This is a genomic window from Enterobacter sp. 198, assembly GCF_009025585.1.
In the GTDB taxonomy this organism is placed as follows: domain Bacteria; phylum Pseudomonadota; class Gammaproteobacteria; order Enterobacterales; family Enterobacteriaceae; genus Enterobacter; species Enterobacter ludwigii.
Genome location: NZ_WCIM01000015.1, coordinates 113256 through 138199, shown reverse-complemented (window position 1 = coordinate 138199; position 24944 = coordinate 113256). Strand labels below are relative to the sequence as shown.

Genomic DNA, 24944 nt, shown 5'->3' with positions numbered 1-24944 from the left:
TGATGACCAACCGTCTGGTGTTGTCCGGTACCGTGTGCAGGACCCCCCTTCGTAAGGTCAGTCCATCAGGAATTCCGCATTGCCAGTTCGTGCTTGAGCATCGTTCTGTGCAAGAGGAAGCCGGCTTTCACCGGCAGGCGTGGTGCCAAATGCCCGTTATTATTAGCGGACACGAAAACCAGGCCATTACTCACAGTTTAACGGTCGGTAGCGCAGTAATCGTTCAGGGGTTCATTTCTTGCCACAAGGCAAAGAACGGCCTGAGCAAAATGGTTCTGCATGCCGAGCAGATTGATTTGATAGATTCTGGAGACTAGCCATATGGCACGTTATTTCCGTCGTCGCAAGTTCTGCCGTTTCACCGCGGAAGGCGTTCAAGAGATCGACTATAAAGATATCGCAACGCTGAAAAACTACATCACCGAAAGCGGTAAGATTGTCCCAAGCCGTATCACCGGTACTCGTGCAAAATACCAGCGTCAGCTGGCTCGCGCTATCAAACGCGCTCGCTACCTGTCCCTGCTGCCGTACACTGATCGTCATCAGTAATCGGGCACGGTCCATTAATACGACTTTAAGAGGATAAGGTAATGCAAGTTATTCTGCTTGATAAAGTAGCAAACCTGGGCAGCCTGGGTGATCAGGTAAACGTTAAAGCGGGCTACGCTCGTAACTTCCTGGTTCCACAGGGTAAAGCTGTTCCAGCTACCAAGAAAAACGTAGAGTTTTTCGAAGCACGTCGCGCTGAACTGGAAGCCAAACTGGCTGACGTTCTGGCGGCTGCTAATGCTCGCGCTGAGTCAATCAACGCACTGGGCACTGTTACCATCGTTTCCAAAGCTGGCGACGAAGGTAAACTGTTCGGTTCCATCGGTACCCGCGATATCGCTGATGCAGTAACTGCAGCTGGCGTTAAAGTGGCTAAGAGCGAAGTTCGTCTGCCGAACGGTGTTCTGCGTACCACTGGTGAGCACGAAGTGGACTTCCAGGTTCACAGCGAAGTGTTCGCTAAACTGGTTGTTAACGTTGTAGCTGAGTAATTTTACTCTGCTCACGTCGAAGCGCCGGCCTTGTGCCGGCGTTTTGCTTTTTTAAGGGACCAGCCTCGCGCTTTAGTGCTTGTAGGGTCGCTATTCCTGGCGCATTCTCGGATAATAAAATGAAACGCAATTTTATTTATGAGATTCGACATGGAAACCGCTCTGCCCACGCCCGTATTTGCCCGTCGAAAGGTGGCCTATGCCTGCGCCACGCTCTGCTGTCTGCTTTGGGGTAGTTCTTACCCGGCCATAAAAAGCGGCTATGAACTCTTCCAGATTGCCACCGATGATATTCCCTCAAAGGTCGTGTTCGCCGGTTACCGTTTTCTGTTTGCGGGTGTGCTGCTGCTTCTCTTTGCATTAGCACAGCGTAAGCCCATCGGCAGGTTCACGCCCGGGCAGTTTGGGCAATTGACCGTCCTGGGGCTGACGCAGACGAGCATTCAGTACATCTTCTTTTATATCGGACTGGCCTACACGACAGGCGTGAACGGCTCAATCATGAACGCCACCGGCACTTTCTTCAGCGTGCTGCTGGCGCATTTCATCTACCACAACGACAAGCTCAGCTATAACAAAACGCTTGGCTGTATTTTGGGCTTTGCCGGAGTGATGCTGGTTAACTTCCACGGCGGGTTAAGCGAATTCAGCTTCGTCTGGAAGGGAGACGGGTTTGTGGTGCTGGCAGCCTTTATCCTTTCTGCCGCCACGCTTTACGGAAAACGCATCTCCCAGACCGTCGACCCGACAGTAATGACCGGCTGGCAGCTGGCTATCGGCGGCGCGGCGCTGGTGGCGGGTGGCTATCTCACGGGAGGGACGCTGGAAGTGCATAGCATGACGGCCGTCGCGGTGCTGGGGTATCTGACGTTACTCTCTTCGGTAGCGTTCGCCCTCTGGAGCGCGCTGCTGAAAGTGAACCGCGTAAGTATGATTGCCCCGTTCAACTTTGTGATCCCCGTTGCCGGGACGGTGCTGTCCGCCATTTTCCTCGGTGAAAACATTCTGGACATCAAATATGCGATTGCGCTGGTGCTGGTCTGCTCGGGGATCTGGTGGGTCAATAAGCGGAGTCACTAAGAAGGGCATTGCCGGGGGGCTGGCTCGCCTTACCCGGCCGGAACATTAACGTGCTCTGATAAAACTGCCGTCAGGCTGGCGGGTAAACAGCACCTGCTGGCCATTTCCCGTATCAATCGTGAGCCCGGTGACGACACCGCTGGCATTCTGACGTATCTGCACCAGCTGGCCGTTCTGCAAATTACTGAGCGGCTTGCCCGCGCCTTCCACCTGCGCCATGGCATACACATCGGTTGGCGGCAGATTGTGGTCGCGGAACAGCTGCGCAAGGGTTTTACCCGGCTCTACGCGATAGGAACGCCACTGCTGCTCAATGCCGGTTGGCTGCTGAGCCTGTGGCTCTGCCGGGGCCGCTGCCTGTTCCTGTGGCTGTTCATCCTGAATGGGTTCCGGTTCAACAGGCGCAACCTGTCCCGGATCGTTCGACGGGGTGACCAGTTGCGTCTGCACAGGCTGGGTGTCCGGCTGCGGTCGCGTTTGCGACTGAATATCCAGCTGGGCATTGCGGGTCACCGTCGCGGTGTCGGCGTCATCGCCACCGGAAGGAAGCAGGAAACCCACGATCACCATCAGCGCGCCAATGATGATCCCTCTGCGATGCAGAGGCGGCAGCGGGTCCATGATGCGAAAATTGTCCGGCGCCTGCCAGATTTTCGCCAGGGTAGGTTTCAGTTCAAATCGCCCGGGCATGGCTCTCCTCCTGCTCCGCGTCTTTTTTATCCTGTGCTCCGAAGTATAGTTTGCTAACTGCCTGAACGGCGTAGCAAACCCGACATCCGTGACATTCGTTCGGGATTAATCCTGGTTCTCTCTATTGTTTCTGTTTCGTCGCGGTTTGTCACCTTAACTTCAGACAAAGTTTTACCCATAAGGGCATGGCTGATATGCTGCCCGCTACTTTAAATGTGATGGAAGGAAAACCCATGACCACCCCGACTTTTGACACTATCGAAGCGCAGGCAAGTTACGGTATCGGCTTGCAGGTAGGACAGCAGCTGAGCGAATCCGGCCTGGAAGGTCTGTTACCCGAAGCGCTGGTGGCGGGTATCGCTGATGCGCTGGAAGGCAACAACCCGGCAGTTCCGGTTGATGTTGTGCACCGTGCGCTGCGTGAAATCCACGAACGTGCTGACGCCGTGCGTCGCGCGCGTTTCGAAGAGATGGCTGCAGAAGGCGTGAAATATCTGGAAGAGAACCGTGAGCGTGAAGGCGTGAACAGCACCGAGTCTGGCCTGCAGTTCCGCGTGATCAATCAGGGCGACGGCGCAATCCCGGCGCGTACTGACCACGTTCGCGTGCACTACACCGGTAAACTGATCGACGGTACGGTGTTCGACAGCTCTGTAGCACGTGGCGAACCGGCTGAATTCCCGGTTAACGGCGTTATCGCGGGCTGGATCGAAGCGCTGACCCTGATGCCAGTGGGTTCCAAATGGGAACTGACTATCCCGCACAACCTGGCGTACGGCGAGCGTGGCGCTGGTGCGTCCATCCCGCCATTCAGCACCCTGGTGTTTGAAGTCGAGCTGCTGGAAATTCTGTAATCAGCTTTTCTTATTTCCTCTCTCCTTCGGGGGAGAGGAATATAGTGATAAAACCTATAGTTACGACGGAATCAACATTTTATCTTGCAAACGAAACTGTTGCGTGTATTTTTGTGAGCTGTTTCGCGTTGTATGAGTGATATGACACTCACTTTAAACATATTATTAACATAATATCCAAATCATAGTATTCATCCCGCCGATTCTTACCTAATATCGATGAGTCCTTTCATGGGGACCGTTATTTTTTTGACGTATTTAAAGGCCAGAAGAGCCTTAACAACACAGACAGGCATAAACAGGAAAATATCACATGGTAGATCAGGTTAAAGTCGTCGCCGACGAAGAGGCGTCGTCTGAACAGTCGCTACGGCGCAATCTCACAAACCGTCATATTCAGCTCATTGCCATCGGGGGTGCCATCGGTACCGGGCTGTTTATGGGGTCAGGTAAAACCATCAGTCTTGCCGGGCCGTCGATCATTTTCGTTTATATGATCATCGGTTTTATGCTCTTCTTCGTGATGCGTGCAATGGGTGAATTGCTGCTCTCGAACCTCGAATACAAGTCCTTTAGCGATTTCGCTTCCGACCTGCTTGGCCCCTGGGCGGGCTACTTCACCGGCTGGACCTACTGGTTCTGCTGGGTGGTGACCGGCATGGCGGATGTGGTCGCCATCACGGCCTACGCGCAGTTCTGGTTCCCTGGGTTATCGGACTGGGTGGCCTCGCTGGCGGTGATTGTTCTGCTGCTGAGCCTTAACCTCGCCACCGTTAAAATGTTCGGTGAGATGGAGTTCTGGTTTGCGATGATCAAAATCGTGGCGATTATCGCCCTGATTGTTGTCGGCCTGGTGATGGTACTGACGCACTTCCAGTCTCCAACCGGCGTTCAGGCTTCGTTCGCGCATCTGTGGAATGACGGCGGCTGGTTCCCGAAAGGCATCAGCGGCTTCTTTGCCGGTTTCCAGATTGCGGTGTTTGCCTTTGTGGGGATTGAGCTGGTCGGTACCACGGCGGCGGAAACTAAAGATCCGGAGAAATCCCTGCCGCGCGCGATTAACTCCATCCCGATTCGTATCATTATGTTCTACGTGTTCGCGCTGATTATCATCATGTCCGTGACGCCGTGGAGCTCTGTTGTACCGACCAAGAGCCCGTTCGTTGAGCTGTTTGTACTGGTTGGATTGCCTGCGGCCGCAAGCCTGATTAACTTCGTGGTGCTGACCTCCGCGGCCTCTTCAGCCAACAGTGGGGTGTTCTCTACCAGCCGTATGCTGTTTGGTCTGGCACAGGAAGGGGTTGCGCCACGCGCGTTTGCCAAACTGTCTAAGCGTGCGGTGCCGGCGAAAGGGCTGACCTTCTCCTGTATCTGCCTGCTGGGCGGTGTGGTGATGCTCTACGTGAACCCGAGTGTGATCGGTGCGTTTACCATGATCACCACGGTCTCTGCGATCCTGTTCATGTTCGTCTGGACCATCATCCTGTGTTCTTACCTGGTGTACCGCAAACAGCGTCCACACCTGCATGAAAAATCGATCTACAAAATGCCGCTGGGCAAGCTGATGTGCTGGGTGTGCATGGCGTTCTTCGTCTTCGTGCTGGTTCTGCTGACGCTGGAAGACGATACCCGTCAGGCGTTAATCGTCACGCCGCTGTGGTTCATCGCGCTGGGGCTGGGATGGTTATTTATCGGTAAGAAACGTATGGCAGGCATGCGTTAATAAAAAAGGCCACAGATGCTGTGGCCGAATGATAACCTCAGGAAGGCGCTCTCGGGCGCCTTTTTTTATTCACCTGCGAGGGCACGCGGGAACAGGACGTTGTTCTCAAGACTGATGTGCTCCATCAGGTCGTCGATCATCTCGTTAATGCCGTTGTACATCGCTTTCCACGTGGTGCACGCCTCTGGTGGCGGTGTAACGTTATGGGTAGTGTGTTTAATCACTTCCAGCAGTTCGCCTGCATCATCATGTTCGCTTTCCATGACGCTGATGGGCCCCATCGCCTGGCTGCCCATACCCTGTTTGATCATCGGGAAGAGGATTTGCTCCTCTTTCATCATGTGGCTGGAAAGCTCTTCGTGAAGCAGGGTCAGGTATTTCGCCAGACCGCGTGGTACGGAAGGTTTGTCGGCGTGAACGCGCTCCACTTTTGTCGCCTGCAGGATCAGTTCAGGCAGCTGTTCACGGTGACGGTCGTGAAAACGCACGATGATATGGTCGATGATGTCGGCAAGGGCTGCAGTGCGCCAGTCTTTCTCAATGGGCTGCTCAGCCAGTTGCGCCAGCTCCGCTTCAATGAGCCCCACATCCAGCTCTTTACGCGAGGCGGCACGTGCCAGGGTTTGCTTACCGCCACAGCAGTAATCCATATCGTATTTACGAAACAGCGCGGACGCGCGCGGGATGGAGAGCGCCAGCTCGCCAAGGGGTTGGTCGCGGAAGGCCATAGCAGTTACCTCATCATCAATAATATAAAGTGCATTTTAAATGCATCTTTAAGGCGACGCTATAACCCTTTAGAGGGAAGGGAAAAAGTGAGAACCAGATCACAAAAAATAATGACTTTTAACTTGCTGAATGAATGCAGGAAATTACTTTAGAAAGTTTTTTAACGTGGGGAAACAGTAAACAACTCGCCGTGCCTGCCGATATATCCACGTCAGACAAACCTGCATATAAAAAAGGCAACGCATGTTTAAACGTATAAAAGTCATTACCCTTCTTATTTCGGTGCTGCTTGTGCTCGGCATCATGCAAGTCATTTCCGCCGGCATTTTTATCAACGCGCTGAATAACGACAAAGATAACTTCACCGTCTCGCAGCTCTCAAGCCAGAATGTCGCCGAGTTTACCGATGCATGGATCAGCCTCAACCAGGCCCGCGTGACCCTGAACCGCGGCATGCTGCGTCTGCAAAGCAGCATGGCGTCTCAGATTAACGGCGGCCAGTTGAATGAACTGGTGAACACGGCGAAGAACCTGCTGGCGGATGCGCAGTCCCATTACGATAAATACTACGCTTTGCCTAATACTCCGGGTCTGGACGAGAATCTGGCTAACCGTCTGGAAGAGCAGTACCGTATTTACTCCGCCACGCTGACGCAAATGAACGTTCTGCTGGGCCAGGGCAATCTGGAAGATATGTTCAAGCAGAATGCGGAGCAGAAACAGACCGCGATGCAGAACGTGTACCGTGAATGGCGTGAAGCGCAGGCCGTCCTCACGGACAGAGGAATTAAAGACAACGAAAACGATTATAAACGTATCCTGTGGATCCTCTCTGCGGTCATGCTGCTGGTGATTGCCGTGATCGTCTCCAGCTGGATTGCGATGCGCCGCGTTCTGCTGCTGCCGCTGCAGGATGTGATCGGCCATATCCGCGCCATTGCCGCAGGGGATTTGACCCAGCCGATTCAGGCAGAGGGTAAGAATGAAATGGCAATCCTGGCGCGCAACGTTCAGGAGATGCAAACCTCGCTGGCAAACACGGTGGGCGTGGTGCGTGAAGGCGCAGACACCATTTACACCGGTGCAGGGGAAATCTCTGCGGGCAGCAACGACCTCTCTTCCCGCACCGAGCAGCAGGCTGCCTCTCTGGAAGAGACGGCTGCCAGCATGGAACAACTGACCGCCACGGTAAAACAAAACGCCGATAACGCACGTCAGGCTTCCCGTCTGGCGCTCGATGCCTCCTCAACCGCGAAGAAGGGCGGTAACGTGGTGGAGGGTGTGGTGCGCACCATGGACGACATTGCGACCAGTTCCAGCAAAATTGCGCAAATTACCAACGTAATCGACGGCATTGCCTTCCAGACCAATATCCTGGCGCTGAACGCGGCGGTGGAAGCCGCGCGTGCAGGCGAGCAGGGCCGTGGCTTTGCGGTGGTCGCAGGTGAGGTGCGTACCCTTGCCCAGCGTAGCGCTCAGGCGGCAAAAGAGATTAAAGCGCTGATCGACGATTCCGGCGAGCGCGTGAATGCCGGCTCACAGCTGGTAAACGAAGCCGGGGCGACGATGGCGGAGATCGTGAATGCGGTCACCCGCGTGACCGACATCATGGGCGAGATTGCCTCTGCCTCTGACGAGCAGAGCCGCGGTATCGATCAGGTAGGTCAGGCGGTGGCCGAGATGGATCGCGTGACCCAGCAGAACGCCTCGCTGGTAGAGGAGTCTGCGGCAGCGGCGGCCGCGCTGGAAGATCAGGCGGCACGCCTGAACGAAGCGGTGGCGGTGTTTAAAATTACCCGCAACCCGGTGGTCAACGCCGCGCCGGTGAAAAGCTACACTCCAGCGGCTAAACCTGTTGCGGCGACGTCTGAAGCGAACTGGGAAACGTTTTAACTCTCTGAAGCCGGAACGACCATCGGTTTTTCCGGCTTTGCTCTCACCGCCATCACGACCCCAACGACCAGCAATATAATCCCGCAGGCGGTTAACAGCGGCGGTACGCTCTGGCGCATCAGGAAGGTGTAAAGCAGCCCGGCCAGCGTTTCGAATACAATCAACGGCCCTAAAATCACCGTCGGCAGCTTCTGGCTGGCGATATTCCAGCACAGCGCGCCCACCCACGAGCAGAGCACCGCAATCGCCAGCATCAGCCCGACAAAGACCCACGGTCTCGGCCCGAACGGTTGAGCGAAATCCGGTTGCTGATGGCCTAACCAGAGACAGGCCCCCACATAGCCTATAAGCGAAACCGGGAGCGTGACCAACGCCTGAGCCGTCGCCCACATCATCGGGTGTTTATCCGGGTTTTCCCGCAGCCAGCGCGCGTTGCGCAGGGCATACCACGCCCAGCACACCACGGAAACGAATGCCAGCAGGATGCCAGAACCGTAACGCAACAGCGAGAAGTCCTCCAGCCCATGCTGCAGCTCGGCAATGTTGACGCATACCAGCCCCACGGCGGTACACCCCAACGCTGGTACCATTTTTGACCACGCCAGTTTCCCGTCGCGGTGGCTGTAAAGCAGGTTAGCGAAGACCGGGATCACCACGGGCAGCGTGCCGATAATCATGGTAGATACCGGTGCACCGGTTCGCTGAATGGCGCTCGCCAGGCAAACATAATAGATAAGGTTGCCCATCATGGTCAGCGCCAGCGCGGTGAACCAGTCCTGTCGGCCGAGTTGACGCAAACGTGCACGACCGAGCCACGCCAGCGGGAGAGCAATCAGCCCCAGTGCCAGATAACGTCCGGTCGACTGCAGTATTGCCGGGTACTCCGGCACGATCAGCGGGCCGACAAAGATCAGTCCCCACATCAGACCCGCAAGCAGGGCATACAACACACCACTAATCATTTTTCCATCCACATCGGTTTATTCTGCGTTCAGTGTAGGAGGGGGAAGGGCGCGCGTATTGTATGAGGTTGCGCATCAGCGCTTAATGACCTGCTTCTGGTAGCGCACGGGGGTAATGCCATAGCGGTGGGTAAAGGCGCGAGTCAAATGGGACTGATCGGTCAGCCCGGTCGCGGCGGCGACTTCGGCGGCGGGCATGCCGCGCGTGAGAAACGCTTTGGCGCGCCACAGGCGGATAGCCATCAGCATCTGATGCGGAGTGACATGGAAATGTGCCTTGAACTGGCGCTGAAAATGGTAGGGGCTCAGTGAGACCACGTTGGCCAGCTCGTCCAGCGTCAGGGCGTGCATGTAGTTGTCGTGCATATACTCACGAACCCGTTCGAACCGGTGGGCACCTTCCCGGGTAATCGGTGCGTGGCGGGCTAACGGCTGGAAGGTCTCGATCAGATCCAGCAGCAAGCCTTTTTGCGCCAGCGGGTCGTCCGTATGCCACAGGCCATAGATAAGCCTGCCGATTTGCTGTGAGCGCAGCGGGTCATGGCGGGTTACGTCGCTAAACCACCAGTGGCTAAGGCCGGTCACCTCTTCCAGCAGATCGGGTTCAATGTAAACCATCCGGTAGCGCCAGCCGCCATCCGTCGCCGATTCCCCGGTGTGGATCTCGTCCGGGTTCATGGTCACGACGGATTTTTCCGCCGCGAGATGCTGGGTACCGCGATAGCGAAAGCGTTCGGCACCGGTTTCAATGGTGCCGATGCCGAAGGCTTCATGCGTATGAGGCTCAAAGGCGTAGTCAGAAATATGCGCGTGATAAAGCTCCAGGCCCGGCAAATGCGCCAGATGGCGAAAGCGCGCGCTGTCTCTCTCATCAATGAACTGTTCCGGTACGCCCTGCACAGTGAACCTCCTCATGAGTCATCTCTCCATTATCAGAGATGACCCGAGGGGATGCTACAAAAAATAACCATTTTGCAACATTTACAGAATGGCTTTAATGCTCTCTGAAAGCGGTGTGGTTGGACGCCCGATCAGTTTGCTCAGCGTATGGCTGTCGTCAAACAGACCGCCTTTAGACGCGCCCACATCGGAGTCTGCCAGCATATCCGCCAGCCCGGCAGGCAGGCCAACGCCCTTCAGCGCCGCGGCAAAATCCGCCTCGCTCATGTTCTGATACGTCACGTTTTTGCCGCTCTGTTTGCTGAGTTCGGCTGCCAGTTCGCTCAGCGTCCAGGCGTGGTCGCCGGCCAGCTCGTATACGTTGCCTGCATGGCCGTCCCCGGAGATGACTTTTGCCGCGGCAGCCGCGTAATCCGCACGGGTGGCCGAGGCGATTTTGCCTTCACCGGCCGCGCCAATAAATACGCCGTGCTCCAGCGCTGGTGGTGCGCTCGCCAGATAGTTTTCGGTGTACCAGCCGTTACGCAGCAGGGCGTAAGGGATGCCGGACTCCGCCAGCGCCTTCTCCGTCGCGACGTGTTCAACGTGCAGACCCAGCGGTGATTTATCAGCATGCAGCAGGCTGGTATAGGCGATGAATTTTACGCCAGCGGCTTTGGCAGCATTAATGACGTTCTGATGTTGGGTGGCGCGCTGACCCACTTCGCTGGAGGAGATCAGCAGCAGCTTTTCTACGCCCTTAAGCGCGGAGGTCATTGTGCTTTCGTCAGCGTAATCCCCCTGACGAACGGTAATTCCCTGCTGGCTCAGGGCTTCAGCTTTTGCCGGATTGCGGGCAATCGCCACAATCTGGTTTGCCGGTACGGTGTTTAACAGCTGTTCGATAACGAGCTGGCCAAGCTGGCCGGTTGCGCCGGTAATTGCGATCATGATGAATCCTCTTCGTGTTTGTCTGGTGTTGTGGCACACTAGCACCATAGCTAACTTTTAGTAAGTACGCACATAAAGGTAAGTATGAAAACAACGATACCGACACTCAGCGAACAAATGCGCGATGGCAACCTCTTCGCGGAACAGTGTCCTTCCAGAGAGGTTCTCAAACATGTCACCAGCCGCTGGGGCGTGCTGATTCTGGTGGCCCTGCGACAGGGAACCCACCGTTTCAGCGACCTGCGCCGAAAAATGGGAGGCGTCAGCGAAAAGATGCTGGCCCAGTCGCTACAGGCGCTGGAACAGGACGGGTTTGTTAATCGCGTCTCGTATCCGGTTGTACCACCGCACGTTGAGTATAGCCTGACGCCGTTAGGGACAGAGGTGAGTGAGAAAGTGGCCGCGCTGGCGGACTGGATAGAAGTGCATACGCCGCAGGTGATGGCGAACCGGGAAGAACGCGCGGCGTAAAGGCAGGCCGGGTAAGGCGAAGCCGCTACCCGGCACACACCGCGTTACTTGCTTAAATCCACCTGATAAATGGCGAAGCCAATATCATCTGTTGCAACTTTCTTCATCGGATAGTGGGCTTTATCGTTAATAAACGCCGCCGCTTTATCGGACGGTGAAGTTTCAAAACGGATGTCCAGCGGCGTGTCGCTGTGAATGGGAGCCAGGCGCCAGTTGTTGTCCACTGCCGGATGAATGCCCCCCGCTTTTTTGGACTCCGCGCTGATCCACGCCGCCAGCACCGAGCGGTTCTCGTCCGGTGAGGCAAAGGCAATATGGCTATCTCCCGTGCCGGCAAACTTGCCGCCGTAGGCGCGGTAGTTATTGGTTACCACCAGGAAGGTGGCATTCGGGTCGATGGCTTTGCCCTTAAAGGTCAGGTTTTTGATGCGCTCGGCCTGCGGGTTAATGACCTGGCATTCACCGTCATATTTTGCAGGCTGGGTAACATCAATCTGATACTCTACGCCGTCAATCACGTCAAAGTTATAGGTCCGGAACCCGTCCCAGTTAATCAGCGACTGCGGCTTGCTGCTGTGCGGATCAATCTGGTTAAACTGCCCGGCGGAGCACTCCAGCCATTCCTTCACCTCTTTACCCGTCGCTTTCACTACCACCAGGGTGTTCGGATAGAGATAGAGATCGGCGGCGTTACGGAAGGTCAGCTGGCCCTTTTCGACTTCAACGTAGCTTGCCGGGTCATTCTTACGCCCGCCCACTTTGAACGGTGCCGCGGCCGACAGCACCGGCAGTTTTGCCAGGTCCGGGTCGCCCTGAATAACGTGTTCGACATAGGCTTTTTGCGCCATGTTAACCACCTGAACAGTCGGGTCATCCTGCACCAGCGCCAGGTAGCTGTACATGTTATCCGCCGATTTACCGATCGGCTTGCTGACGAAGTCGCGGGTGGCGTCGTGATCGTGCTTCAGCACGTCGACCAGTTTTTTATCTTCGGCGGCCAGTGATTTTTTAGCCGCAGCGTCGTAAATCGGGCGCGCCTCTGCTTTTGACTGAGTGACCTTCCAGTCGCCGCCGTCGTTATTGAGGACCAGATCCACCACACCAAGGTGATCGCCCCACATGCCCGGCATCACCGACGGCACGCCATTGAGCGTCCCTTTCTCGATGTCTGCACCCTTAATGTTGGCAAAGTCCTTACCCGGGAAGACCGCGTGGGCGTGGCCGAACAGAATCGCATCGACGCCCGGGACTTCACTCAGATAATAAACGGAGTTTTCCGCCATGGCCTGATACGGATCGGCGGAGAGTCCCGAGTGCGCAACCACCACCACCAGATCTGCGCCTTTTTCGCGCATTTCCGGCACGTATTTGCGCGCAGTTTCGGTAATATCGTTAACGGTCACTTTACCGTCGAGGTTGGCTTTATCCCAGGTCATGATTTGCGGCGGTACAAAGCCGATATAGCCGATTTTAAGCGTCTGTTTTTTACCGTCCTGATCGACAACCTCGGTCTCTTTAATCAGATAGGGGGTAAAGAGCGGCTTCTGCGTCTTAACGTCGATGATATTGGCGTTAACGTACGGGAATTTCGCGCCAGCCAGCGCATCGTGCAGGTACTTCAGGCCGTAGTTAAATTCGTGGTTGCCCAGGTTGCCGACGGTATAGTCCAGGGTGTTCATCGCTTTATACACCGGGTGGATCTCGCCTTTCTTCAGCCCCTTCGCGGCCATGTAGTCCCCGAGCGGGCTACCCTGAATGAGATCGCCGTTGTCGACCAGCACGCTGTTTTTAACTTCATTGCGGGCGGCAGCGATCAAACTTGCCGTGCGTACCAGTCCGAATTTTTCCGTCGGGGTATCTTTGTAGTAATCGAAGTCCATCATGTTGCTGTGCAGGTCGGTAGTTTCCAGAATTCGCAGGTCTACCGTCGCCGCCTGTACGCTCACTGCAATCAGCGTCGCCAGGAGCGTTGCGCTAAACTTAATCATCAGAGGAGTCCTTTTTTCGATCCAGGCCACAAAAGAATATGTATCTATAGCGTGTTGCTTACATAAATGTGAATCCTGACAGAAAAAAGCGCCATGAAACCAGAATTGCTTCACAGATAGCGGAATTGTTCCCATTACGATATAACTAAAACAAAGAGTTAACCCCACTGCGTTAACAAAGAGGTGGAGAATGTTAGATAAGATTTGTCAGCTCGCACGGGATGCGGGAGATGCCATCATGCAGGTGTATGACGGTGCAAAACCGATGGAGGTCGTCAGCAAGGCAGATGACTCTCCGGTCACCGCGGCAGATATCGCGGCTCACAAGGTGATCCTGCAAGGGCTGCAGGCCTTAACGCCGGATATCCCGGTCCTGTCAGAAGAAGCGCCGCAGAGCTGGGACGAGCGTCAGCACTGGCAGCGTTACTGGCTGGTGGACCCCCTCGACGGCACCAAAGAGTTTATCAAGCGTAACGGTGAGTTCACCGTCAACATCGCGCTGATTGAAAAAGGCAAAGCGGTGCTTGGGGTGGTATACGCGCCGGTGATGAAGGTCATGTACAGCGCTGCAGACGGTAAGGCGTGGAAGGAAGAGTGCGGCGTGCGTAAGCAGATTCAGGTGCGCGATGCGCGTCCACCGCTGGTGGTGATCAGCCGGTCGCACAGCGACAGTGAACTGCAGGAATATCTGCAACAGCTGGGTGAACACCAGACGACCTCGATTGGTTCATCACTGAAATTCTGTCTGGTGGCGGAAGGCCATGCCCAGCTCTACCCTCGCTTTGGGCCAACGAACGTCTGGGATACCGCGGCAGGGCATGCGGTCGCCACGGCCGCCGGGGCACATGTTCATGACTGGCAGGGTAAGCCGCTGGACTACACCCCGCGCGAATCCTTCCTTAACCCCGGCTTCCGCGTCTCTATTTATTGAGCCAGCAGTTTGTGCAGCAGGGCGACAACCTGCTGCACCTCTTCCTGGGTTAATGCCCCGTCTTTCACCCACTGCACGCGGCCGTCTTTATCCAGCACGATGATTGCGGAACTCTCTTCCTCCAGCTGCCACGCCTTACGCGTCACGCCGTTGCTGTCGACAATAAACTGCGACCACGGATAGAGTTTTTTATTGCTCTCAAGGCTTGAACGCACAAACATGCCGGAGCCAGGAATGGCATCGTCAGTATTAACAATTGTGGTGGTCTGGTAGCGGTCGTGTGGGAATTTTGCGGCCTTGATCGCTTCCACCAGGTTGGCATTTTTCTCTTTTGCGGATGTACGACCGGCAATATGTTGTACAACTCTCACTTTGCCTGCGAGCTGCGCGCTATTCCACGCTTTGTAGCTAAACTTATCATTGTCGAGAATCAATTCTCCCCGGTCAGCAATGCCGACTGGTGGTACTCGTTGTCCTTTTTCAATCGCGTGAGCGCTAGCCCACAGGGGCAGAAGCAGGCAGGCTGCTGCAAGGATAGTTCGTAGGGTCATGGTGTTTCCTTATTGTTTGCAGGTGATCCGACCACTTGGTCATACGCTTTTAATCATAAGTGCGATCAATGTGGTTTTCCCGCAATCCCGATGCCAGTTTGCGGGTGAACGCACATATCCATGAAAAAACGACGGCTTATACTGCCCTGAGTGAAGCTTTGCAAAGATTATTCTGAATAATTGTAATCAAACGGTAAATAAACTTATGCATACTGGGTAACACCGTAGTTCTGGTCTATAGTCTTTGGGCAACAAAATTTGCGCTCAGGACAGTCGGGCCGATTGTGGCACCGCAAGAGCGTATGATTCGCAGGAGATACAAGAATGAAAATTTTCCAACGCTACAACCCGCTTCAGGTGGCGAAGTACGTGAAGATCCTGTTCCGTGGACGGTTGTATATCAAGGATGTTGGCGCTTTTGAGTTTGATAAGGGCAAGATCCTTATCCCAAAAGTGAAGGACAAGCAGCACCTGTCTGTGATGTCTGAAGTCAACCGTCAGGTTATGCGTCTGCAAACTGAGATGGCTTAACCACCGTGCTATGCAGTAGTTAAAAACGCAGTTGATAAAAAAACGGCTCCCGATGGGAGCCGTTGATGTTTATGGACCTTACGCCGACACTTTCTCTTCTGCGTCAGGCATCCGCGGCACCAGCACGGTCGGTTTATTATCGATACGCGTCACCAGCAGCTGGTCGATGCGGTAGTTATCAATATCCACCACTTCAAACTTATAGCCAGAGAACTTCACCGAGTCGGTACGTTTCGGGATTTTTCGCAGCATAAACATCATAAAGCCGCCAATGGTCTCGTAATTACCTGACTGCGGGAACTCGTCGATATCCAGCACGCGCATGACATCGTCAATCGGCGTACCGCCGTCGATAAGCCATGAGTTCTCATCACGCTGAACAATCTGCTCTTCCAGCCCCTGGCCAACCAGGTCGCCCATCAGCGTGGTCATCACATCGTTGAGGGTGATGATGCCCACCACCAGCGCGTATTCGTTCATGATAACGGCAAAATCTTCACCGGCCGTTTTGAAACTTTCCAGCGCTTCAGAGAGGGTGAGGGTATCCGGAACAATCAGGGTATTGCGGATCTGAACGCCGCTGTTGAGCGCCAGGCTCTGGTTGGCCAGCACGCGGTTCAGCAGGTCTTTCGAGTCCACATAACCGATGATGTGGTCGATATCTTCATTACAGACCAGGAACTTGGAGTGCGGGTGCTCGGCCACCTTTTGCTTCAGGCTCTGCTCGTCTTCGTGCAGGTCGAACCAAATCACGTTTTCACGTCCGGTCATGGATGACGGTACGGTGCGGGATTCCAGCTCAAACACGTTCTCAATCAACTCGTGCTCCTGCTTGCGCAGCACGCCCGCCAGGGCACCCGCTTCGAAGACCGCATAGATATCATCAGAGGTGATATCGTCTTTTCGCACCATCGGAATTTTAAACAGGCGGAAAATGCTGTTGGCCAGGCCGTTGAAGAACCACACCAGCGGACGGAACAGGAACAGGCAGAAGCGCATCGGGTTGATGATGCGCAAAGCCACAGCTTCTGGCGCAATCATACCGATGCGTTTCGGGGTCAGATCAGCGAAGAGGATGAACAGGCCAGTCACCAGCGAGAAGGAGAGAATAAAACTCAGTTGCTCGGAGAGTTCAGGTGAAAAGTAGCGTGCGAAGAGACCATGAAACACCGGTGAAAATGCTGCATCCCCCACGATACCGCCCAGGATGGCGACCGCGTTAAGGCCAATCTGCACCACGGTGAAAAACATTCCCGGGTTTTCCTGCATTTTGAGTATGCGTGATGCGTTAACGTTGCCTTCGTCAGCAAGCAGTTTCAGTTTGATTTTACGGGAGGCGGCCAGCGAGATCTCGGATATCGAGAAAAATGCACTGACGGCAATGAGACAAAGTATCACTAAAATACTGTTTAACATAGTTTATCCGGCTTCAGCCAGATCCTCGGAAGGGAAGTTAATTACATTTGTGTGAAGACACATAGAACGTCAGCTCGTAGCGTTGAGCTGATTATTTCAGCGGGTAGTATAGCGTAAAGGCGTGTAAATCTGCCAGAGGTCACATTTTGGCATAAAACCGGCCGGACAGCGAAGCGCTGTCCGGTACGTACGGCTATTTTACTGCGGATAAACTGGCGTTTCCTGCCGCCCGGCGCGTGGCATCCCCTCCCCACACCTGGTCATACTCATAGCCGGTGAGCTGTTTGATCACCACCCGGGTGTTGGCGTCGCAGTCGCGATAATCTCCGCCCAGCTTGCGGCGCGCAATCTCCTTCAGCAGCAGCTTGTGCGTCTCGCGGGTCAGTTTAAATTTGTAGGTCGTGAAGAAGCTCACGGCCAGAAGGGCCGCCGTCGCGAAAATCAGCAGGCCGATAATGGCCCCCAGCGCGCTTTCAGGCTGTGCGCCGCTGCCCTTCACAAACCCTGACTCCTGCAGCACCAGGCCGATGATCATGATGGCAATCGCCACGGTGCTTTTGCGGGTCAATACCATCACGCCGGCAAAAATCCCTTCGCGGCGCTGCTGCGTTACAATCTCATCGATATCAGGGATGAAACTGTAGATATTCCACGGGATGTAATAAAGACCAGAGCGGGCGGCACCGAGCAGGATAAAGACCCCCGAGAACAGCAGCGTTGGCACCTGCGTTTTGGTGAGGTAGACCGTAAACAGGAATACCAGCACGGCGAAGATACAGCCATACGAGAGGCGCAGCGCCGCGGACGGCGTGATATTCAGCCGGTTCAAAAGCAGCATAAATCCGTACGTGCCTGGTACCGAGGCAAAGGCGGCAATGCTCAGCCAGCCCGACACGGCCGCCGCATCCTGGATCAGACAATAAACGACATAATAGGTAAAGACCGAGCCGAAGACGTCCATCGCAGTAAACGAGAAGATATAAATAATGATATGCAGGCGGAATGCGCGGATGCGAAAGGACGAAAAGAGGTCCAGTATCAGATATTTAAGATGATTGGCTACCCCGCTGCTGCGCTGGTTATCTATCTTAAAATCGGACTCCTGATGCACATCTTTCGCTTCCCAGGTGGTGTACCACGTAATAAACACCGCAAGGCAAAAAACGCAGGAAAATATCAGGCCGGTGAGCGTATAGGTAAACGCATTGTCTTTCCCGGTGAACTGCATAATGACGCCGGGGACGGAAACGGCAAGAAACCCCCCAAGCTGAGAGCAGATCATGCGCACCCCTGAAAGTCGGCTGCGCTCTTCATAGCGGTTCGTCATTTCTGCGGCCAGCGTCTCCCACGGCACCAGCACCATCGCCGACAGCAGTTCAATCGAGAGATAGGTTCCCAGGTAATACCAGTACCCCATATCCGTCAGCCACAGCAGGGCATACAAAAACATTAACGGGGAACTCAGTAATAAAAAGAAACGGCGACGGCCAAATTTACGGCCGAGCCAGGTACCCGCAAAATTATCAGTGATATAACCCATGATCGGGCTTAACAGCGCATCAATGACGCGGGCGATAGCAAATATAGAGCCCGCTTCAATAACAGACAGCCCGCAATAGGTCGTGTAAAAAAATAACAGCCAGGTGCCGATAATGGCGAAAGCGCCTCCGCCAAACAGATCGGTTATGCCGTAGCCAAGCGCCACGCCATAACCAACTCTACGTTCAGTTGGTTTGACCATAATAATATCCAGTGTAGGGTAATGATTAACCCGTTTTACGGGGCGTATTTTTATTAACGTCTGGAATTCAAATTACGTTCTGGTTGTTGATATTTATCCATTGTCTTGTTTGAGATGACCGATAAATAGCCTCCACAAGGGTGAGTGATTTTCCGGCGGTACGGATATCGATATAGTCTCTGTTTTCCGGATGATGAACGGCAGTATAAAACCGGCGGATCGCCTGCTGATGACCCAGCCCCCAGTAGCTTTTTACCGTGCCGTCGGGGGAATCATCGCTTGCCAGTTTTAACCGCTCACCCGGTGTGACGCGCCAGAGAGTGTTGTCATTCAGCAGCAGCGAGCCGTGCTCACAGTGGATCTCCAGCAGGAGAGGGGCGTCCGTGGTGTGGCAATTGCTGGCATAAAACAGGCCGCGGGCGCCGTTGGCGAAGTGTAGCGTGGCCATTGCGCTGTCTTCGCCTTCGGTCACGTCTGCCAGCTCACCGCTATCCACCACGCCTTTCACTCGCGTCACGCCTTCACCGAACCACTGCATCAGGTCGAGCGTATGGATTGCCTGGTTGATCAGCAGACTCCCGCCTTCTGTCGCCAGCCGACCGCGCCAGGGGCTTTGCGTGTAGTAAGCGCCCGCGCGTGACCATGTGAGTACTGCCCTGATGCTGAGCATTTTCCCCAGCTGTCCATGGCCTAACTCCTGCCGAATACGCTGGCTGGTGGGGTTGAGTCGGTTCTGATAGCACACGCCGAGCAGGCTCTGAGCCAAATCGGCAGCACGGGTGATATCAATGAGTTCACGGGTGTTCATGCCCACCGGTTTTTCGCAAAAAACATGCTTCCCGGCGGCGAGTGCCGCCAGAATCATCTCTTTATGCTCGAAATGGGGCGTACAGATGTGTACCACGTCGATGGCATCATCCAGCAGCATTTCCCGGTAATCCTGATAAAAACGGCATTGATAGTCTTTCGCCAGCGCCAGTCCTTTAACGCTGTCGATGTCGACCAGCGCACGCAGCGCGACGTTGGGTATCTGGCGCAGGGCATTGACATGGCAGCCATGAATCGCCCCGCTGCCGATGATAGCGGTATTCAGGATAGTCATCTTCGGCTCCCCTTAACCCGCCGCGTTAGCGAGCATTTGAGCCTTCACGCAGAGCTCCGCAGCCTTGAAGGCGTGCGCCTGCGTCATGGCATTTTCAGTCCGATGGAGACAGTCGAGGATCAGTTCGCCAAAGAACGGGAATCCGACCTGGCCTGCCACCGGATAACGGAACTCCCCCTCTTTATTGACGAGATAAACCACATCCTGCTCGCCGCGGGTTAAATCGACGTATTTGCGGATTTCGATGTAGCCCTCGGTGCCGAGCAGCGTCAGTCGCCCGTCACCCCATGTGGACAGCCCGTCCGGGGTAAACCAGTCGCAGCGGAAGTAGCCGCTGGCACCGTTTTCGCCTTTGAGCATTGCGTCGCCAAAATCCTCAAAGGCGGGGTACTGCGGGTGTTTAACGTTCCGGACCTGGCTTGCCATCACGGTGGCATCGCGGTTGCCGGTGTAAAAAAGGAACTGCTCAATCTGATGGCTGCCGATGTCACACAGGATGCCGCCGAAGTATCGCCGATCGTAAAACCAGTCTGGCCTTCCTTCGCCTTCACGGTGTGGGCCTGTCCCCAGCGTTTGTACCACGTCGCCGATGGCACCTTGCTTTACCAGTTGACCGGCAAAGACAGCACTCTCAACATGCAGACGTTCGCTGTAGTAAACCGCGTATTTCTTACCGGTTTTTTCAACCATCGCTTTGGCTTCTGCCAGCTGTTCAAGGGTGGTGAGCGGCGCTTTGTCGGTAAAGTAATCCTTCCCCGCTGCCATCGATTTCAGCCCCAGCGCACAGCGTTCAGAGGGGATGGCGGCGCCTGCCACCAGACGCACCTCGTTATCGGCGAGGATCGCCTCCAGCGAATCCGCCACTCTGGCCTGCGGATACTGCTGGATAAATTTATCCACTCTGGACGGATCGGGATCGTAAACCCATTTCAGCGTGGCGCCGGCTTCAATCAGCCCGTTACACATTCCATAAATATGCCCGTGGTCGAGCGCGGCAGCGGCAAAGACAAACTCACCTTCCCGGACAACGGGCTGAGGTTTGCCGACTGGCGCGTAGTTCATTCCGTCATGTTTATTCATCTTCAGATTCCTCGATCCAGATCTTTACCCAGGGGGATAGCGGCCACTTCGCTGAAGTTGGCCACGCTTGCGGATTTCTCATGAAAACGGGGGGCGAGGGTGTTAATCCCGCCGGTACGGTAAAACGGATCGTCACGTGGAATGGGGAGCGAGACCACGGTGCGGGTGATGGCAGATTTATAAATTGCGGTAATCAACTCCAGCGAGCGTTTTCCCTGTAATCCATCCACCAGCGGGGCAGTGCCGCGTTCAATACTCAGCAACAGGTCGTTAATCTGCCCGGTATGCAGCGTCCACGCGAGTGCCGGTGTCTGCGCAAAAACAGCGTTGAGCTGTGCTTCCCGCTGCAGGTCGTGAGTTTCCTGAGGAAAACCGTTATCGGCACTCACGCTGGCACAGGCTTGCCAGGGGGCAGAGATGCACGCGTGCTCGCCCTGGATGACGATCGTCTGATCTTCGCCGTGATGCACCACCGAGGCGGTAAGCTGCGTGAGTGCGCCGCTGGGATATTTGAATATTGCGGCGCTGAGGTCTTCCACTTCGGCATTGTCATGCGCCACGTTGGTCATCATCGCCACCACCTCGGATGGAAACCCGAGCATCCACTGAATGGCGTCGATATGGTGAACCGCATGATTGAGCGTGCAGCCTCCCCCCTCTTTTTCCCAGGTGCCACGCCACCACAGATCGTAATAGCAGTGGCCGCGCCACCAGAACGAATCCACCTGCGCATGGCAGATTTTGCCCGCGAGGCCGGAATCCAGCGCTGCTTTTAAGCGCCAGAAGGCATCGGTAAAGCGATTTTGCGCAATGATGGAGAGCGTTTTGCCGCTGGCCTGCTGAGCCGCAATCATCGCGTCGCACTCCTCAAGCGAGGTGGCCATCGGCTTTTCACACAGCACATGGCACCCGGCCTCCAGTGCATCAATGCTTATTTGTGCGTGGACATACGGCGGGGTGCAGACATCGACGATATCGACGTCTGGCTCGGATGCCAGCATCTGCTGATGGCTCTCATACACGCGGGCCTGCGTCAGGCCGTAGCGCGTTTTTTTCTCGTGCGCTTTTTCCGGGTAGATATCCACCAGCGCGACAATCCGGCAGCGCTGACCAAACTGCAAATAACCCTGAATATGGTTATGTGAGATATTGCCTGTACCTACAATGGCGATATTTAGCATCGTGTCGTCTCCGGAGTTACCAGGTGCCTGAGGCATCAAGCGTCACGTTTATGGCCTCTTTAGCAACTGAGGTGCTGATGCGTTGCTGGAGCAGGCGCAAGTAGTGTTTCTCGTTGATCGGCAGTTCGACCCAGTCGTCAGTCCAGGTGGAAAGATGCATGGCATTGGAGAGCGTCAGGCCGTGGATCCCGTCCAGGCCCGGCGCAATCAGCGGTTCACCGCGCAGGATGGCGGTGCAGAAGTTTGTGGTAATGACATGATGTTCGCTGCATTCGGCGGCGACAGGAATGTCGACCTCCCAGCATTCAGGCTCCCCAAAACCGTTTTGCCAGCGGGCGTTAAACGCGGTTTCGGACTCACGTAGCCGCCAGTAGCGAAGCCGCCCCTCTTCGACGACCACTTTGCCGCGATCCCCAACGATCTCCAGGCGATTTGTCCCCGGCGTTTCTGCCACGGTAGTGATAAATACACCGGTAGCCCCACCGGCATATTCGGCATAGGCGGTGACCTCGTCTTCCACTTCAATGTCACGATGTTTGCCGAACTGGCAAAACGCGCGCAGGCGTACCGGCATGCCCACCAGCCACTGCCAGAGATCGAGCTGATGCGGATCCTGGTTGAGCAACACGCCACCGCCTTCTCCTTTCCAGGTCGCGCGCCAGCCGCCGGAGTTGTAGTAGCTCTGCGAGCGGTACCAGTTGGTGATTATCCAGTTAGAGCGGCGGATCTCGCCCAGCTCGCCGCTGTCGATAAGATCCTTAACCTTCCGGTAGAGCGGGTTTGGTCGCTGGTTGTACATGATGCCAAACACCACGTCGCACTCGCGCGCGCAGGCGTTCATCTCCTGCACCTGCGCCGTATAAACGCCCGCCGGTTTTTCACACAGGGTATGAATGCCGTTACGCATCGCCAGCATCGACAGGCGCGGATGTTCGTAATGGGGCGTGGCGACAATCACCGCGTCGATAAGCCCGCTCTGGATCATCTCCTGGGCATCACTGAACAGGGGAATGGCCCCCACCAGCTGGCGAATGGCCGGGTGTTTTTCCGGTGCATTGTCACAAACTGCCGTCAGGCAGGCGTCATTGACCGTACCCGCGAGTAAATAACGTGCGTGGACCGTACCGATATTACCTATACCAATAATGCCAAAACGTACCTTCTCCATGTCACACCTTAATTTCAGTTGAAAAGAAGTGATGACCGGAAAATAGGAAAGGCGAGGCGTAGCGACAATGTGTTTTTGTGAGAATACTCGCAAGGTGAATAAGTAATCTCCAGGCTTTCTGAAATTTGGTTTTAAAATCAAAAGGCTGTTTCTGCAAATATTTGCAAAAACTGATTGAGAGCGAGGTCACACTATGCCGGGCAGGTTAAAAATGGAGGAGATCGCGGCCCTCACGGGATATTCCGTTAGCACGGTGTCGAGGGTATTAAGCGGCAAGTCATATACCAGCGATAAAGCCCGGGATGCGATCGTTCGCACCGCCCGAGAGCTGGGCGTGCTGGAGTCCATGGCCAGTGGACGGCTGTTGATTAACGGTATTGCCGTTTTTGCTCCGGAAAGAACCTTTCAGGGGCGCGGCGATATTTTTTATCTTGAGGTGACCAAAGGGATTGCTGAGGCCTGCTCGCCACACAATGTGTGGGTCAGCTGTTGCGGATTAGAAGAACAGCACGCCGATGTAAAATTATTTATGGAAAAGGCCAGCCAGAAGAACATCAACGCGATAATTATTATTGGTACTGATGATGCCACCATATTTAAACTGGCCAGCACGCTCAATAAACCCTGCGTCTTAATTAATTCCGTGGACCGGGAGCGGGTACTGGATTCGGTATCACCCGATCACCGGGCGATTGGCTTCACCGCCATGCAGTATCTCTTTGAACAGGGGCACCGGCGGGTCCTGACGCTGACCTGCCTTCGGCGAGATACGCTTTACGCTCGTCTGGATGGCATTAAAGAGGCGTATCGCCATTTTCACGTCGCCTTTGAGCCGCAGCGTGATTTACTCGTGACGGAGTGGTTTACCGCAGACGAAGCCGAGCGGGCGCTGGATGAGTGGCTGCTGAGTCATGACAGAGCGCAGTGGCCAGAGGTGATTTTCCCGAACAGCACCAGCATGACCGAAGGTGTGGTGAGGGCATTAACCCGCCACAGGCTGCGCGTCCCGGAAGACATCTCTCTGATTACCACCGATTTTGCCTGGAATTTAGCGCACCGGCTGGAAAAACCGGTCACGGGGGTCACGGTGCCCTGCCGCGAACTGGGCATTGAGGCCGTGCACCTGCTGCAGACCCGCCTTAACAGGCCGCAGGCACCGGTTTTTAACCTGCTGTTGCAGGGAAAAGTCATGAATTATGGGTCGGTCAGTAATGCCACGCGCCACGCGGCTCGCGTGGCGCTAGACCAGTAATCAGGCCAGCTGTGGCGGCAGGCAGACGCCGATACCCCCGATACCGCAGTAGCCGTACGGGTTTTTATGCAGGTACTGCTGGTGGTCGTCTTCCGCATAGTAGAACGGTTTGGCAGAGGCGATTTCCGTGGTGACCTCGCGGTTGTCACCGGCATCGTGCATCGCTTTCTGGAAGCGCGCCAGACTTGCGCGGGCGGCCGTCTCCTGCTCCGGAGTGAGAGGGTAGATAGCCGAGCGGTACTGGGTGCCGTGGTCGTTACCCTGACGCATGCCCTGGGCCGGGTCGTGGTTTTCCCAGAACACCTGCAGAAGCTGCTCATAGCTAATGACGGCAGGGTCATACACCACGCGTACGGCTTCGGCATGACCGGTCTCGCCAGAGCACACTTCGCGATAGGTTGGGTTTGGCGTATACCCCCCCGTGTAACCCGCCGCGGTGCTGTAAACGCCGGGGAGTTGCCAGAAGAGACGTTCTACGCCCCAGAAGCAGCCCATGGCGAACAGGGCGATTTCCATTCTATCAGGAACGTTTGTCATTGAATGGCCATTCACGGCGTGTAAGGTCGCCACAGGCATAGGGGTGTTGCGTCCCGGTAATGCATCAGCTTGTGAAACAAGATGCTTTTTGTCGAATAAACTCACGATGGGGGCCTCCCGGGCTGCGATGTTTCGGTTAAGGTTGTCACGAAGCGTTTAATTGAACACAATAAATGCGCTGAATGAGTCTAGAT

The 24944-nt window shown here is 55.2% G+C and carries 25 protein-coding genes; 11 read left to right on the top strand and 14 right to left on the bottom strand.

Annotated features, from left to right (window positions below; genetic code table 11):
• The first annotated feature begins 2 nt into the window (after positions 1–2).
• From priB to F8561_RS07455, 4 genes are all read left to right on the top strand, one after another.
• Positions 3–317, top strand: coding sequence for a primosomal replication protein N (gene priB, locus F8561_RS07470; protein WP_003856035.1), 315 nt, complete (start codon positions 3–5; stop codon positions 315–317).
• A 4-nt stretch (positions 318–321) separates the two neighbouring features.
• Positions 322–549 (top strand): 30S ribosomal protein S18, encoded by a 228-nt coding sequence (gene rpsR / locus F8561_RS07465; RefSeq protein ID WP_000135199.1) that lies wholly within the window; start codon positions 322–324, stop codon positions 547–549.
• Between the two features lie 41 nt (positions 550–590).
• Positions 591–1040: a 50S ribosomal protein L9 gene (gene rplI / locus F8561_RS07460; RefSeq protein WP_014168334.1), complete on the top strand. Its 450-nt coding sequence runs from the start codon at positions 591–593 to the stop codon at positions 1038–1040.
• A 150-nt stretch (positions 1041–1190) separates the two neighbouring features.
• Positions 1191–2120 (top strand): DMT family transporter, encoded by a 930-nt coding sequence (locus F8561_RS07455; RefSeq protein ID WP_151887306.1) that lies wholly within the window; start codon positions 1191–1193, stop codon positions 2118–2120.
• Between the two features lie 45 nt (positions 2121–2165).
• On the opposite strand, the gene F8561_RS07450 is transcribed toward F8561_RS07455, so the two are convergent.
• Positions 2166–2810 carry an OapA family protein gene (locus F8561_RS07450; RefSeq protein WP_020882930.1) on the bottom strand — a complete coding sequence of 215 codons (645 nt, stop codon included), beginning with the start codon at positions 2808–2810 and terminating at the stop codon, positions 2166–2168.
• 233 nt (positions 2811–3043) lie between these two features.
• Between F8561_RS07450 and fklB the strand changes: the two genes are divergently transcribed.
• Together fklB and cycA are read left to right on the top strand one after the other, a co-directional pair.
• Positions 3044–3664, top strand: a complete 621-nt coding sequence (fklB, locus tag F8561_RS07445; protein WP_025205816.1) for an FKBP-type peptidyl-prolyl cis-trans isomerase — start codon at positions 3044–3046, stop codon at positions 3662–3664.
• A 313-nt stretch (positions 3665–3977) separates the two neighbouring features.
• On the top strand, positions 3978–5387 hold the full coding sequence (gene cycA, locus F8561_RS07440) for a D-serine/D-alanine/glycine transporter (RefSeq protein WP_014168338.1): 1410 nt from the start codon (positions 3978–3980) through the stop codon (positions 5385–5387).
• Positions 5388–5452: 65 nt separating this feature from the next.
• On the opposite strand, the gene ytfE is transcribed toward cycA, so the two are convergent.
• On the bottom strand, positions 5453–6115 hold the full coding sequence (ytfE, locus tag F8561_RS07435; protein WP_014168339.1) for an iron-sulfur cluster repair protein YtfE: 663 nt from the start codon (positions 6113–6115) through the stop codon (positions 5453–5455).
• Positions 6116–6359: 244 nt separating this feature from the next.
• Here ytfE and F8561_RS07430 point away from each other — a divergent pair, with 244 nt between their 5' ends.
• Positions 6360–8009, top strand: coding sequence for a methyl-accepting chemotaxis protein (locus F8561_RS07430; protein WP_014168340.1), 1650 nt, complete (start codon positions 6360–6362; stop codon positions 8007–8009).
• Here the strand turns inward: F8561_RS07430 and F8561_RS07425 are convergent.
• The 3 genes from F8561_RS07425 to F8561_RS07415 all read right to left on the bottom strand — a co-directional run bounded on the left by F8561_RS07425 (position 8006) and on the right by F8561_RS07415 (position 10801).
• Positions 8006–8971, bottom strand: coding sequence for a DMT family transporter (locus tag F8561_RS07425; protein WP_047355596.1), 966 nt, complete (start codon positions 8969–8971; stop codon positions 8006–8008). The two genes, F8561_RS07430 and F8561_RS07425, sit on opposite strands and share 4 nt — an antisense overlap.
• A gap of 75 nt (positions 8972–9046) precedes the next feature.
• The gene (locus F8561_RS07420) at positions 9047–9871 is read right to left on the bottom strand and encodes an AraC family transcriptional regulator (RefSeq protein ID WP_151887316.1); all 825 of its coding nucleotides are present in this window, start codon (positions 9869–9871) and stop codon (positions 9047–9049) included.
• Between the two features lie 81 nt (positions 9872–9952).
• Complete coding sequence (locus F8561_RS07415; protein ID WP_049023709.1) at positions 9953–10801, bottom strand: SDR family oxidoreductase; 849 nt, start codon at positions 10799–10801, stop codon at positions 9953–9955.
• A gap of 84 nt (positions 10802–10885) precedes the next feature.
• On the opposite strand from F8561_RS07415, the gene F8561_RS07410 reads away from it, so the two are divergent.
• Complete coding sequence (locus F8561_RS07410) at positions 10886–11272, top strand: winged helix-turn-helix transcriptional regulator (RefSeq protein ID WP_014168344.1); 387 nt, start codon at positions 10886–10888, stop codon at positions 11270–11272.
• 44 nt (positions 11273–11316) lie between these two features.
• On the opposite strand, the gene F8561_RS07405 is transcribed toward F8561_RS07410, so the two are convergent.
• Positions 11317–13260: a bifunctional 2',3'-cyclic-nucleotide 2'-phosphodiesterase/3'-nucleotidase gene (locus F8561_RS07405; RefSeq protein ID WP_151887305.1), complete on the bottom strand. Its 1944-nt coding sequence runs from the start codon at positions 13258–13260 to the stop codon at positions 11317–11319.
• A 190-nt stretch (positions 13261–13450) separates the two neighbouring features.
• Between F8561_RS07405 and cysQ the strand changes: the two genes are divergently transcribed.
• Complete coding sequence (gene cysQ, locus F8561_RS07400) at positions 13451–14191, top strand: 3'(2'),5'-bisphosphate nucleotidase CysQ (protein ID WP_014168346.1); 741 nt, start codon at positions 13451–13453, stop codon at positions 14189–14191.
• On the opposite strand, the gene F8561_RS07395 is transcribed toward cysQ, so the two are convergent.
• Positions 14185–14742 carry a YtfJ family protein gene (locus F8561_RS07395; RefSeq protein WP_014168347.1) on the bottom strand — a complete coding sequence of 186 codons (558 nt, stop codon included), beginning with the start codon at positions 14740–14742 and terminating at the stop codon, positions 14185–14187. The genes cysQ and F8561_RS07395 overlap by 7 nt on opposite strands.
• 324 nt (positions 14743–15066) lie before the next feature.
• Between F8561_RS07395 and F8561_RS07390 the strand changes: the two genes are divergently transcribed.
• Positions 15067–15273 (top strand): DUF1107 domain-containing protein, encoded by a 207-nt coding sequence (locus tag F8561_RS07390; RefSeq protein WP_003856054.1) that lies wholly within the window; start codon positions 15067–15069, stop codon positions 15271–15273.
• A 78-nt stretch (positions 15274–15351) separates the two neighbouring features.
• Here F8561_RS07390 and F8561_RS07385 read toward each other — a convergent pair whose 3' ends face one another.
• The 6 genes from F8561_RS07385 to F8561_RS07360 form a co-directional block, all read right to left on the bottom strand.
• On the bottom strand, positions 15352–16689 hold the full coding sequence (locus F8561_RS07385; protein WP_014168349.1) for a hemolysin family protein: 1338 nt from the start codon (positions 16687–16689) through the stop codon (positions 15352–15354).
• Between the two features lie 193 nt (positions 16690–16882).
• On the bottom strand, positions 16883–18430 hold the full coding sequence (locus tag F8561_RS07380) for an MFS transporter (RefSeq protein ID WP_151887304.1): 1548 nt from the start codon (positions 18428–18430) through the stop codon (positions 16883–16885).
• Between the two features lie 67 nt (positions 18431–18497).
• Positions 18498–19532, bottom strand: a complete 1035-nt coding sequence (locus F8561_RS07375) for a Gfo/Idh/MocA family protein (RefSeq protein ID WP_151887303.1) — start codon at positions 19530–19532, stop codon at positions 18498–18500.
• A gap of 12 nt (positions 19533–19544) precedes the next feature.
• Entirely contained in the window at positions 19545–20612 is a 1068-nt protein-coding gene (locus tag F8561_RS07370; protein ID WP_151887302.1) for a Gfo/Idh/MocA family protein, read from the bottom strand.
• Between the two features lie 2 nt (positions 20613–20614).
• On the bottom strand, positions 20615–21793 hold the full coding sequence (locus tag F8561_RS07365; protein WP_151887301.1) for a Gfo/Idh/MocA family protein: 1179 nt from the start codon (positions 21791–21793) through the stop codon (positions 20615–20617).
• 16 nt (positions 21794–21809) lie between these two features.
• Positions 21810–22961, bottom strand: a complete 1152-nt coding sequence (locus tag F8561_RS07360) for a Gfo/Idh/MocA family protein (protein ID WP_151887300.1) — start codon at positions 22959–22961, stop codon at positions 21810–21812.
• A 193-nt stretch (positions 22962–23154) separates the two neighbouring features.
• Between F8561_RS07360 and F8561_RS07355 the strand changes: the two genes are divergently transcribed.
• Positions 23155–24213: a LacI family DNA-binding transcriptional regulator gene (locus F8561_RS07355; protein ID WP_151887299.1), complete on the top strand. Its 1059-nt coding sequence runs from the start codon at positions 23155–23157 to the stop codon at positions 24211–24213.
• Here F8561_RS07355 and msrA read toward each other — a convergent pair whose 3' ends face one another.
• Positions 24214–24855 (bottom strand): peptide-methionine (S)-S-oxide reductase MsrA, encoded by a 642-nt coding sequence (msrA, locus tag F8561_RS07350; RefSeq protein WP_151887298.1) that lies wholly within the window; start codon positions 24853–24855, stop codon positions 24214–24216.
• Positions 24856–24944 lie beyond the last annotated feature (89 nt).